Annotated in this window: 10 protein-coding genes and 6 tRNA genes; 7 read left to right on the top strand and 9 right to left on the bottom strand. The window is 46.0% G+C overall.

Features of this window, described 5'->3' with window-relative positions:
• The first annotated feature begins 232 nt into the window (after positions 1–232).
• The 7 genes from DXA13_RS14060 to DXA13_RS14080 all read left to right on the top strand — a co-directional run bounded on the left by DXA13_RS14060 (position 233) and on the right by DXA13_RS14080 (position 6,712).
• The gene (locus DXA13_RS14060; protein ID WP_118245263.1) at positions 233–1,849 is read left to right on the top strand and encodes a class I adenylate-forming enzyme family protein; all 1,617 of its coding nucleotides are present in this window, start codon (positions 233–235) and stop codon (positions 1,847–1,849) included.
• Between the two features lie 25 nt (positions 1,850–1,874).
• Positions 1,875–2,816, top strand: a complete 942-nt coding sequence (locus DXA13_RS23175) for a CoA-transferase (RefSeq protein WP_347559866.1) — start codon at positions 1,875–1,877, stop codon at positions 2,814–2,816.
• Positions 2,813–3,466, top strand: a complete 654-nt coding sequence (locus DXA13_RS23180) for a hypothetical protein (protein ID WP_347559867.1) — start codon at positions 2,813–2,815, stop codon at positions 3,464–3,466. The genes DXA13_RS23175 and DXA13_RS23180 overlap by 4 nt, the downstream gene beginning before the upstream one ends.
• A gap of 19 nt (positions 3,467–3,485) precedes the next feature.
• Positions 3,486–4,229, top strand: coding sequence for a 3-oxoacyl-ACP reductase FabG (fabG, locus tag DXA13_RS14070; protein WP_118245266.1), 744 nt, complete (start codon positions 3,486–3,488; stop codon positions 4,227–4,229).
• Between the two features lie 91 nt (positions 4,230–4,320).
• Positions 4,321–5,244, top strand: coding sequence for a thiolase family protein (locus DXA13_RS14075; protein ID WP_347559868.1), 924 nt, complete (start codon positions 4,321–4,323; stop codon positions 5,242–5,244).
• Between the two features lie 17 nt (positions 5,245–5,261).
• Entirely contained in the window at positions 5,262–5,507 is a 246-nt protein-coding gene (locus DXA13_RS23185; RefSeq protein ID WP_347559869.1) for a hypothetical protein, read from the top strand.
• A gap of 23 nt (positions 5,508–5,530) precedes the next feature.
• Positions 5,531–6,712 (top strand): CoA transferase, encoded by a 1,182-nt coding sequence (locus tag DXA13_RS14080; protein WP_118245268.1) that lies wholly within the window; start codon positions 5,531–5,533, stop codon positions 6,710–6,712.
• Positions 6,713–6,841: 129 nt separating this feature from the next.
• Here the strand turns inward: DXA13_RS14080 and DXA13_RS14085 are convergent, their stop codons facing one another.
• The 9 genes from DXA13_RS14085 to DXA13_RS14125 all read right to left on the bottom strand — a co-directional run bounded on the left by DXA13_RS14085 (position 6,842) and on the right by DXA13_RS14125 (position 11,535).
• On the bottom strand, positions 6,842–7,759 hold the full coding sequence (locus DXA13_RS14085) for a DUF3298 and DUF4163 domain-containing protein (protein WP_118245271.1): 918 nt from the start codon (positions 7,757–7,759) through the stop codon (positions 6,842–6,844).
• A 1-nt stretch (position 7,760) separates the two neighbouring features.
• Positions 7,761–8,237: a sigma-70 family RNA polymerase sigma factor gene (locus DXA13_RS14090; RefSeq protein WP_118245273.1), complete on the bottom strand. Its 477-nt coding sequence runs from the start codon at positions 8,235–8,237 to the stop codon at positions 7,761–7,763.
• Between the two features lie 224 nt (positions 8,238–8,461).
• Entirely contained in the window at positions 8,462–10,723 is a 2,262-nt protein-coding gene (locus tag DXA13_RS14095) for an EAL domain-containing protein (protein WP_118245275.1), read from the bottom strand.
• A 181-nt stretch (positions 10,724–10,904) separates the two neighbouring features.
• Positions 10,905–10,991, bottom strand: a tRNA-Leu gene (locus DXA13_RS14100).
• A gap of 43 nt (positions 10,992–11,034) precedes the next feature.
• Positions 11,035–11,107: transfer RNA gene (locus DXA13_RS14105), tRNA-Val, on the bottom strand.
• A 35-nt stretch (positions 11,108–11,142) separates the two neighbouring features.
• Positions 11,143–11,216 (bottom strand) — tRNA-Asp (locus DXA13_RS14110).
• 39 nt (positions 11,217–11,255) lie between these two features.
• Positions 11,256–11,329 (bottom strand) — tRNA-Ile (locus tag DXA13_RS14115).
• Positions 11,330–11,379: 50 nt separating this feature from the next.
• A tRNA-Thr gene (locus tag DXA13_RS14120) sits at positions 11,380–11,452 on the bottom strand.
• A gap of 11 nt (positions 11,453–11,463) precedes the next feature.
• Positions 11,464–11,535: transfer RNA gene (locus DXA13_RS14125), tRNA-Glu, on the bottom strand.
• Between the last annotated feature and the right edge of the window lie 35 nt (positions 11,536–11,570).

The raw sequence follows: 11,570 nt of genomic DNA on the forward strand, positions 1-11,570 counted from the left end.
TCATAAGCAAGGTTAAGGATACAGAAAACGATTGATTTTTAACCAAATTTATACATAAATATAAAATAGTCCGCAATTATTTCTGAATTTTCCGTTGACAAAAACGTATTCTTAATATATCATCTAAATTATAAAAATTTAAAGAAAACGTTTTTCTATTTTGCTAATCTTTTATGAATCTTTGATACTGCACAACGTGATTTTATATCTTACTCTTGCAAAGGGGAAAAATATGGTAAAGGGTAATGAATGCTGGGGATTCGACATAATCTCCGGCATGTGTACAGTTCATATCGCCGGCAGGGAGCTTACTGCCTTTTGCGGAATTCCTTCATCTCCATATCTCATGCTGATGGAGACAGAAAAAAGAAACGGGGAGAAGACGGCCATTGTAGACAACTGGAACAGGCCTTACTCTTTCAGCGAATTGCTGCTGAAGGTAAACCAGTTTTCGGGATATCTTCAGTCCAAAGGTGTGGATAAAGGGTCTCATGTCGGCCTGCTCCTGTATAACTGCGTGGAGTTTGCAGTGGCGTTCCTGGCTATAAGCAGACTTGGCGCCGTGACAGTTCCTTTACCGGGCAAGTACCGGAGACCTGAAGTCATTTCTCTGATGGAAAAGGGAAATGTAACTGTTCTCGTCTGTGATGAACACTTTGCCCCCTGGTTTGAAGGATACTCCTGCATGACGATAATACTCTGCCGCAATATCAGTCAGGTTTATGGTTTTTCGCATCTGGACATGCCGGCGGTGCCGTCCGCAGGCACCTGTCCCTCAGTATCATTGTCGGATACGTCCCTGATTATGTTTACCTCCGGGACCACATCGCAAAGTAAGGGGGTACTGCTTAAAAACTATAATATCATCCACAGCATCGAGGCATATCGGCGGATCTTTCATATTACGGACAACGACAGGACTCTGCTGGCTACACCTGTCTATCATGTGACAGGGATCATTGCTCTTCTTGGATTATTTATTTATACAGGAGGAACGCTTTGGATCATGAACAAGGTAGACCCCAGGCGCATGCTGCAGTGCGCCATTGACGAAAGCCTTACCTTTATTCACGCTTCTCCTACCGTCTTTCATCTGCTTCTGGAACATCGTGATGAATTCAGACAGATTCCAAGTCTGAAGCAGTTTGCCTGCGGAAGCAGCAATATGCCGGTGAGAAGTATTGAAAAGATTAAGGAGTGGCTGCCGCAGGTAGATTTCCATACGATTTATGGGATGACAGAGGTATCTTCTCCTGCCACCATATTTCCTGCCGGGGCGGCCGGAAGTCCGTACAGAGAATCCTCCGGAGTTCCAATTCCAGGGCTGGATATCAAGATTGTTGACAGCTGGGGAAACGACGTTGAAAATGGATGTCTTGGGGAAATTACCATGTACGGCACAAACGTGCTGGAAACCTATTATAACATCAAAAGTCCCGATCTCTCGGACGACGGATGGATTCGCTCCGGCGATATCGGTTACGTAAATGACGAAGGCTACCTCTGGGTGGTTGATCGTAAAAAAGATATGATAAACAGAGGTGGCGAAAAAATCAGCACGATTGATGTGGAAAATGCGCTATGTGCGATTCCTGGTGTAAGTGAAGCCATTGTAGCCGGTATCCCGGATGAAATGTATGGTGAGATACCTGCTGCGGCTGTAAAACTGGAGAACGGAGTCCGGCTTGCCGAAGAAGAAATCCGATCCTTTCTGAAACTTCAGCTTGCAGGATATATGATTCCTGTCCGATACATATTTTTAAAAAATCTGCCGCGGACAGTGAATGGAAAACCAGACAAACAGGCAGTTAAAAAACTGTTTACGAACGAGAAAGAGCCTTGCTTATAACGGCTTGGACCAAGGAGGGGGTCGAATGAAAAAACCATTATTTTTAAACGGAAATGAGGCGGCTGCTCTGATTGAAGACAATAAAACGGTCGCCACGATCGGCATGACGCTGGTATCTGCATCCGAAACAATTTTAAAAGCATTGGAAAAACGATTTATAGAAACCGGACATCCCCGTAATCTGACGCTGCTGCATTCCTGCGGCCAAAGCGATCGGGACCGAGGCATTCAGCATTTTGCTCACGACGGCATGCTTGGCCGGATCGTCGGAGGGCACTGGGGGCTTCAGCCGAGAATGATGGAACTGATAGCAAATAACAGACTGCTGGCTTACAACCTGCCCCAGGGTCAGTTCGCGCAGCTGTACCGTTCGATGGCAGGCGGCGAACCTGGAAAGATAACAAAAGTAGGCCTGGGCACCTATATAGACCCGCGTCTTGGGGGCGGGAAAATGAATGAGATTACTCAGGATGCCCCGGATATTGTAGACGTACTTACGATCGATGGCGAAGAATATATGCGGTATAAGTCGATACCGATTGATTACTGTATCATCCGCGGTACTGCGATCGATGAACTTGGAAATCTTACTACGGATGAGGAAGCCATGATGCTGGAAGTATTTCCAGCAGTAATGGCCTGTAAAAAGTATGGGGGAAAGGTAATCGCTCAGGTGAAATATAAAGTAAAAGCAGGTTCCCTCCACTGTAAGCGTGTCACCGTACCAGGAGTGTTTATCGACGCGGCTGTCATTTGCCCGGAACCGGAGACCGATCACCGCCAGACACACAGTTTTGCTATGAATCCTGCTTACTGCGGCGATATTAAGGTTCCAGATGAGGATGGCGGGATTCTGCCCCTTTCTGTCCGCAAGGCCATCGGGCGGAGGGCGCTGACAGAGCTTAAGGAAAATGACGTATTAAACGTAGGGACGGGGATCCCAAACGATGTCGTCGGTCCATCATGATGGAAGAAGGGATCGGAGACCTGTGTCTGATTACCGTGGAATCCGGTATCTACGGTGGAGTTCCCATGGGTGGAATTGACTTTGGCATCGCAAAAAATAATTTTGCTCTGGTACGTCATGACGATCAGTTTGATTACTACAACGGCGCCGGCGTGGATGTGACCTATATGGGAGCAGGAGAGCTGGATGCCGAGGGTAATGTCAACGCCACAAGGCTGGGGCCTAATCCTACCGGCGCGGGAGGATTTATTGATATCACCTCAAATGCCAAACATGTAGTCTTCTGCTCGACTTTTACCGGGAAAGGGCTTCAATGTTCTTTTAGCGGCGGAAACCTGCATATTGAACGGGAAGGCAGCATCATTAAGCTGGTCAAGAATGTCCAGCAGATTTCCTATAACGGCAGCCTGGCCCGTAAAAAAGGGCAGAAAATGCATTTTATTACAGAACGTGCGGTGTTTGAACTCAGGCCGGAAGGTCTGGTTCTGACAGAAGTGGCACCTGGCATCGACATTCGTACCCAGATACTGGATTTGATGGAATTTGCCCCTGTTATCGCACCGGAGATCCAAACGATGAATCCAAGGCTGTTTCAGGACAATGGACCTTTTGGTCTGAGGGATATCATTCAATCAAAAAATAAAAATTAATTTGAGGAGGAAATCAGAAATGAGACTAAAGGACAAGGTTGCAATCGTTACAGGAGCAAGCAGGGGACTGGGCCGCGGAATTGCGAAGAAGCTGTCAGAAGAAGGAGCCGTTGTCGTAATCGCAGATATGCTGCCTGCGGACGAGGCAGTCAAGGAAATTAACGAAGCCGGCGGGAAAGCGATCAGCCGCCAGGTAAATATCTGTAAACAGGAAGAAGTGGCTGATCTGATCGCTTCTACTGTCGAAACGTACGGGAAACTGGACATTATGGTAAACAACGCCGGAATTAACAGGGACGGCATGCTTCATAAGATGACAAAGGAAAACTGGGATACGGTAATTTCCGTCGATCTGACAGGCACCTTTTACGGTACGCAGGAAGCGATCCGGCATATGCGGACGCGCAATTATGGAAGAATTATAAATATTTCTTCGGGAAGCTGGCTCGGTAATATCGGGCAGGCCAATTACGCTGCTGCGAAGGCAGGCGTTGTTGGACTCACAAAGACAGCCGCCCGTGAAAATGCCAGAAAAGGAATCACCTGTAACGTTATATGCCCGGGCTTTATAGAAACCGATATGACGGTACAGCTCAAAGAAGTAAATGAGGGCGCGGCATGGGACAGCATGATGCAGAGAATCCCCATGGGCTATGCAGGAAAGCCCTCGGATGTAGGCAATATGGTTGCATTTCTGGCCTCGGATGAAGCGGCATATATCACCTCGGAAGTAATTAACGTAGGCGGCGGAATGATTGTATAATGAGACGCATGCCGATTCATATGCACCACTGTCAACGATTGAAAAAACCGTTGATAAAATACAGGAAAAAGGAATGGAGGAACATAACATAATGAATAAATTAAAGGAAGTTGTCATCGTAAGCGGTGTTCGTCTGCCAGTAGGATCCTACGGAGGAAGCCTGAAAGATATTCCGGTAATTGATATGGGAACCATGGTTGTCGCTGAAGCTGTAAAGCGGGCCGGAATCGAGCCTTCCCAGGTAGATGAAGTGATCGTAGGTGAAGTAGGCCAGATTGCACAGGACGGATTCGTCGCCCGCGCCATCAGTCTGAAGGCTGGACTGCCCAGAGAGTGTACTGCATATTCCGTAAACAGGCAGTGCGGTTCCGGCCTTCAGGCTATCGCGGATGCGTGTATGGAAATCCAGACCGGACAAGCCGATGTAGTGGTAGCCGCAGGCGCTGAAAATATCTCACGGCTCCCGTATTATGTAAAAGAAGCCCGCTGGGGTGCACGAATGGGACATAAAAGTTTTGAAGATGGTGTAATCGATATCCTGACCTGGCCGCTGGACGGGAATCACAATGGCGTAACGGCAGAAAATGTCGCAGAGAAGTATCATGTCGCCAGACAGGAGCAGGATGCGTTTGCACTTCGTTCTCACCAGCGGGCCTGTGCCGCTATAGAAGCCGGGAAATTTAAAGATGAAATTCTTCCGGTAGAGCAGAAAGACCGCAAAGGAAACGTTACGGTATTTGATACGGACGAGGGACCCCGCCGCGGATTGACAATCGAAAAGCTGGCCAGGCTGAAACCTGCATTCGTACCAGGAGGCACGGTAACAGCAGGTAATTCTTCCAGCCTGAATGACGGTGCTGCTGCAGTAGTTGTTATGTCAGGTGAAAAAGCACAGGCACTGGGCCTGAAACCGGTAATGCGAATTGAAGGATATGCCGTGGCTGGCTTTGACGCAGAACTGATGGGCTATGCGCCCAGGTTTTCCAGTGAAAAGCTGGCAGAAAATCTGGCTTAGACCTGAAGAATATCGATATGTTCGAAATCAACGAGGCATTTGCCAGCCAGGCATTTGCTGTGTCACGTGATCTCGGTCTGGATCCTGAAAGAGTCAATATCTACGGCGGCGGAATTTCTATTGGTCATCCGATTGGCGCAACAGGCTGTATTCTGGCCGTCAAGACGATGTATGAGCTGATGCGGACGGATAAAAGAGATGCCATGATAAGCATGTGTATCGGCGGCGGTCAGGGGATCTCCATGTATTTTACAAAAATATAGGACTCTTACAGAAAGGAATCAAAATGACGAAAGCACTTGAAGGTGTTCGTATCCTGGATTTTACGCGGGCTTATTCCGGGCCATACTGTACAATGCTCCTGGGGGATCTGGGGGCCGAAGTAATCAAGGTTGAACGTGCCGGGAGCGGGGACGATACGCGTACCCTGTTCCCTGTAAAAGACGGAAAGAGCGGATATTTTGCCTACCTCAACAGAGGCAAAAAAAGCATCGCTCTGAATTTGAAGTCGGAAGCTGGGAGGAACGCTGCATTAGAGATTGCCAAAAAATCAGATATTTTAATCGAGAATTTTTCTCCTGGAACCATGGACAAACTTGGACTTGGATACAACGATATAAAGTCCATCAATCCGGATATTGTGTACGCTTCCCTGTCTGGTTTTGGACAATACGGTCCTTACAGTAAAAAACCGGCTTATGACGGTGTAGTCTCCACAATGGCCGGACTCGTGAGCCTGTCAGGCACTCCTGAACAGCCGGTACGGCCGGGACCTGCCATAGCGGACAGCGCCACAGGCGTACATTGTGCTTTGGCTGTTATGGCCGCGTTCTGCTATAAGCTGAGAGGCGGTCATGGACAATATGTGGATGTTGCCATGATGGATACCGTCTTTTCCATGCTGGAAGGCTTCATACCAATGGCCTCTATGCTGAACATGCTGCCGGAACGGTTCGGCAATGGGAATGCCAGTTCGGCACCATACAATATGTATCAGACCATGGATGGTTTTGTCGCCATCGCTACTGCCAATGAAACGCTTTTCAGACGTCTGGCAAAGCTGATGAAACGGGAGGATTTGATCGAAAATCCGAAATTCTGTGAAAATTATCTGCGTAAGCAGAATGTAGATGAGCTGGACGCCATCATTGGCAGCTGGACTGCACAGTATACCTCGGACGTTCTTGTCGCCATGCTGGATGAAGCAAAGGTCCCCGGCGGAAAAATGAATACGGTATTCGATCTGCTTGAAGATCCGCAGATTAAGGCACGGAACATGCTTATAGAACAGGAGATTCCGGGGCTTGGCACGTTCACTTTTCCCGGAAATCCGCTAAAGCTGTCACTGACTCCGCCAGATACAAGTAAAAGAGCACCCGAACTGGGCGAGCATGCAGAAGAGATCTTGTTGGAATGCGGGTATTCGGACGTACAGATTGAACATATGAAAAGAGAAGGAATCATTTGAACGAAATCAATGAATTCCCTCTCCTAGAGATGATTTATCTTTATTTAACCTACTGCCAGCCTCAGGCCTTTCTGGATCAAATCTGTATCCAGAAAGGCCTGTACTGATTTGGCATGACTTCACATCGTTCTAAAACTCCCCTGTTACAGACTCGGGAATCGTGAATTCTACTGCCCCCATATAGCCTGGGGCCACCTGGTATTCATCAAACGTTATCACCATTTTTCCATCTTTATTAAAGTAGTAGCTCTCATCTCCCGTTAGCCCTTTAAAATCTAATTCCGGCATTTCGGTATCCAGGAAATACGATACAGTTTCATCTGCCTTCATCTGCTCTCTCATCTGCTCTTTGATGTTTTCACCAATCTTTTCAAGGGCATTCTCCCGCCCAGCCAGCAGTTCCTTCAGGGTCACTACGTTTCCGGTCTCCTTGTCAATGGTAAATACCTTTACAAATTCTGTTCCGCTGGCCATAATCAGCGTCGTTCTGATTCTCAGGGACAGATATTTATTATTATCAGATACGACATCATAAACGGATTCCAGAGCATAATTACCTTTCCCCTCACTGGCTTTTAAGTCAGCCTCATACATGGCAATCAGCTGATCCGCATATTCCTGAATGGACTTATTTGCCTCCAGATCCGTATTGTTTTCTCCTTCTACCTTGGGCACATCAATCTTTGCTTCAAAGTTGTTCGTCTTGTCTTCATATGTGCGGAAGGTAACCACTTTTGATATGCTGCCGATTACCGGGATCCGTTCCATAGCCTGAGCTATCGTAGGATTTACATTTGTAAGCACCGTGATTGCAAGAACTGCCGCAGCCGCTGTCATACCTGTACGTTTTATCATAAAAATAATTCCGCCTTCTCTATTTTTTCTATTATTATTTTTACCGTTCTTCATTTCAGAACCGCCTTCCATCTCTTCTCTTGCCTGTCTGATACCTGCGGCAATTCTGTCCTTTGCTTCTTTTGGGACTTTTGTGTGATCATATTGTTCTTTCATGGCATCCACCACTTTCCTGCTTTCTCTTTCATTCATACTATGCCTCTCCTCCCATTTCCAGCCTTAATTTCTTCAGCCCACGGTATAATCGGGCTTTTACCGTATTCAGGTTTTCATCCATAATTCTGGCGATTTCGTCCAGTTTCAGGTCCTCCAGGTAGCGCAGAACAATAATTGTCCGCTCTTTCTCTTCCAACCTGCTTAAGATCTCTTTAAAATCCCACTCCGCATAGCGGTCTTCCCAAACGGATTCCGGAATTTCTTCCATTGCTTCTTCTCTTTTGCTCTTTCGAAGAAAATCAAGAGCTGTATTGACAACAATCCTGTAAATCCATGTGGATATATAATTCTTATCTTTCAGCTGCCCGCAGTCTCGGACAGCCTTATAGGCGCTTTCCTGCACCACATCCAGCGCGTCATGTTCCTTGCGGACGTAGCTGATGGCCACACGGTAGTATTTTTCATAATTTTCAAGAAGAATTCGTTCTACCTCCTGCTCATACTGTTCGCTCATTCTCATCCTCCTCTCCTTCTCTATTAATTAGACGGCCCAGCTGATAAAAAAGTTGCACCTGTTGATATTTTCCAATTTTTTTCTGCACAATACAAAAGAGTGCTGCAAAAGTATAATCCTACATTGCCTTGATACCAGATCTCGTTCCAGGCCGCAGCCAAGTCCCCTCGTCTGATATCGAAGTCAGTGTTTTTATCTTTTTGCAACACTCTCACATATCCCGCTTATTTTTCCGCGTTACTTTTTCCGGAAAAGTAACTGGTTTCAAATTCATCCGCGCCAATCGGTTTCGCATAATAATATCCCTGGCCGATATCACACCCGATTGATTCCACAAGTTCTTTCTGCTCCTTCGTTTCGATTCCCTCTGCAACAGTTAGAATATGAAGATCATGGGCCAGATTTACGATATTTTTCATAATCAGGTCGCGCCGTTCAAGATCGATCCCCTCCTCGAGCATCTTCTTATCCAGCTTTAATTCATCAATCTGAAAATCTTTCAGCGTATTAAGCGATGAATATCCGCTTCCAAAATCATCCATAGATACGCCAAAACCGATTTCATGCATTTGAGCAATCATCTTTTTCATCTCTTCTTCATTGCTCATGGCAAGACCTTCCGTTACCTCCAGCATAATCATGGAGGCGGGAATCTTATATTTCGCAATAATTTCCTTAATCTGATCCAGGTACGTGCCTTTATAAAATACAAGTCTGGACTGGTTGACTGATATCGGTACGACAGGGTATCCCTTATCCATCCACTCTCTGAGCTTCCTGCAGGCTTCTTCCAGCATGTACATATCCAGTTTCACACAGAATCCGTTCTGCTCGAATATATAGATAAACTGGTCAGGATAGAATACCGCACCGTCTTTCCTCTCCCATCTTACCAGCGCCTCCGCACTGTGAAGCTTTCCGGTCTTCAAGTCCACTTTCGGCTGAAGTTTCATAATAAAATGGTGTTCCTGAAGCGCTTCATCCATCTGGCTTTCGATTTCGCTACGCATATGAAGCTTTTTATGCATCCGTTCATCGTAAAATACAATCATGTTTTCATGAAAGCCCTGTGCCTCTTTCAGCGCCAGCTCCACCCAGTTCATCTGAAGATTTATATTTATATTGCGTTCTTCTTCACTGATATACTTGACTCCGCAGCTACAAATAATCTTGTAGTTCTGGTTATCGCTCAGGCTGAACCTGCTGATTGATTCCATCAGTGAATTCAGACGATTTCTCAACACGCCTTCCTCATCCTTAAGAAGCAGCAGCGCAAATCGGTCTCCGCCCGTACGACAGTAAATTTCATGTCCCATGACTATTTCATCACACATCCGCTTGATATAGCACAGCAGTTCATCGCCTTTCTGTGCGCCGAACAGTTCATTGATTACCTGAAATTTTTCGATATTGATCATAGCCAATACGAATTCATGTTTTGAAGCAAACAGTTCTTTTTCCAGATAGCTAAAGTAGTTACGGTTATACGCGCCCGTCAGAGAATCATAATAAGCCATCCTCATAATAACCGAATTGTTATTCCAGATCACCCGAAAAATAAAAATCACCAGACAGACAATCATAATCAAAATCAAAATAAAGCTTCTCTGAAGAAGGTTCATAACACTTTTGAAACTGCCCAACAATGCAGTCCTTGGAGCTACACAAAATACATACCAGTTATTTATGCCTATGTTTTTAAATTCCAGTTCATATTCAATTTCTTTATATGCCGCCCATGTATTCGTATCTTTTCCCTGATTTAATTCTTTTGTGACCCTGGCAATTTCATCTGCATCAATCACATTCCCTTCAAACACATTATGGATATCCTGTTCAATTACTGCATTCTGCGTCCGGATTACAAAGTCGCCATCCGATTCAATCAGATGTATTCTCCCCTGCCCTGCAAAAACTGCATCACTGATCAAAGATTCCAGTACCTCAACATCATTCGTCGCCGTTAATGCACCGATAACCACATCGTTTCGGTATACGGGAACTGCATATTGAATTACCCGCTGTTCCAGCATTGCATCCTCTATCACACCTGAAACAACGCTTTCTCCATTCAAAGCCCTTATAATCGCCTCATTGCCCGCAACATTCTCATTGCGATATACTCTGCCGTCCAGGATAACAAAATTGCCGTTCATATCCGTATCTATGATTCCCATACGGATAAAATCGTTCTTAGCATTTGCCGCCTGTATGCACGATAGTAATGCATTATCATTAAATGCATCCGCTTTTTCCAAATATGCAGACAAGGTACTCAGCGTCTGCAGATCGCCCTCCAGCTGCTTAACCACAGAGCTTTTGTGAAGCTCCGCAGAGGAATCCAGAATTCTCTTCGCCTCTTCGATCTGCGCCTTCGCAGCATTCTGCCACCAGACATAACTCGTAACACCTAAAATAATGCTGATTACGGTAACCAGCATTGAAGCGATTATGATCTGTCTTTTTGCATTCTTTTCTATAAGCATCTGGTCCTACTCCAACTGTGCATATTTCCTGTCCCTGCCCAAGTCGCACTGTACTTTTATTCTAACATAGCACATTGGAAAATTCTATATTTTTATACATTTCGTGAAACGTTTATACATAATTAGTATTAAATAATCACAATGCAAAAAACCGTAAACAGATAACCTGTTTACGGTTTCGTGCCGGCGACCGGAATCGAACCGGTACGGGAGGATAAGTCCCGCAGGATTTTAAGTCCTGTGCGTCTGCCAGTTCCGCCACGCCGGCATTCATGAATTCTCATGACTGGCAACCTTTATTAAATTACCAATGGGGCCTACAGGGCTCGAACCTGTGACCCTCTGCTTGTAAGGCAGATGCTCTCCCAGCTGAGCTAAGACCCCACGAGTGAAAATCATATGTACCTTTTGGATACAAACGACCCGAATGGGACTCGAACCCACGACCTCCGCCGTGACAGGGCGGCGCTCTAACCAACTGAGCCATCGGGCCATATTCATTTGGTAATAAAACTGTTTCCTTAGTTCAAAGTGGACCTTCGGGGACTCGAACCCAGGACCGACCGGTTATGAGCCGGTTGCTCTAACCAACTGAGCTAAAGGTCCAAAATAAAATACTGTACTGGACTTATAACTCACTTGTCAAGTACTTTAAAAGCCGATGATCGGACTCGAACCGATAACCTGCTGATTACAAATCAGCTGCTCTGCCAATTGAGCCACATCGGCATAATCTTAAATGACCCCAACGAGATTCGAACTCGTGTTACCGCCGTGAAAGGGCGATGTCTTAACCGCTTGACCATGGGGCCTTAGCTTTTCCTGCCTCTTCCGACAGCTTCTGTTT

Origin of the sequence: Clostridium sp. AM58-1XD (assembly GCF_003464085.1) — a bacterium.
Lineage (GTDB): Bacteria > Bacillota > Clostridia > Lachnospirales > Lachnospiraceae > Lachnoclostridium_A.

What these genes read in the sequence shown, in the direction of transcription:
- DXA13_RS14060 (WP_118245263.1), top strand. Translation starts at nt 233, where the DNA reads ATGGTAAAGGGTAATGAATGCTGGGGATTCGACATAATCTCCGGCATG.
- DXA13_RS23175 (WP_347559866.1), top strand. Translation starts at nt 1,875, where the DNA reads ATGAAAAAACCATTATTTTTAAACGGAAATGAGGCGGCTGCTCTGATT.
- DXA13_RS23180 (WP_347559867.1), top strand. Translation starts at nt 2,813, where the DNA reads ATGATGGAAGAAGGGATCGGAGACCTGTGTCTGATTACCGTGGAATCC.
- fabG (WP_118245266.1), top strand. Translation starts at nt 3,486, where the DNA reads ATGAGACTAAAGGACAAGGTTGCAATCGTTACAGGAGCAAGCAGGGGA.
- DXA13_RS14075 (WP_347559868.1), top strand. Translation starts at nt 4,321, where the DNA reads ATGAATAAATTAAAGGAAGTTGTCATCGTAAGCGGTGTTCGTCTGCCA.
- DXA13_RS23185 (WP_347559869.1), top strand. Translation starts at nt 5,262, where the DNA reads ATGTTCGAAATCAACGAGGCATTTGCCAGCCAGGCATTTGCTGTGTCA.
- DXA13_RS14080 (WP_118245268.1), top strand. Translation starts at nt 5,531, where the DNA reads ATGACGAAAGCACTTGAAGGTGTTCGTATCCTGGATTTTACGCGGGCT.
- DXA13_RS14085 (WP_118245271.1), bottom strand. Translation starts at nt 7,759, where the DNA reads ATGAATGAAAGAGAAAGCAGGAAAGTGGTGGATGCCATGAAAGAACAA.
- DXA13_RS14090 (WP_118245273.1), bottom strand. Translation starts at nt 8,237, where the DNA reads ATGAGCGAACAGTATGAGCAGGAGGTAGAACGAATTCTTCTTGAAAAT.
- DXA13_RS14095 (WP_118245275.1), bottom strand. Translation starts at nt 10,723, where the DNA reads ATGCTTATAGAAAAGAATGCAAAAAGACAGATCATAATCGCTTCAATG.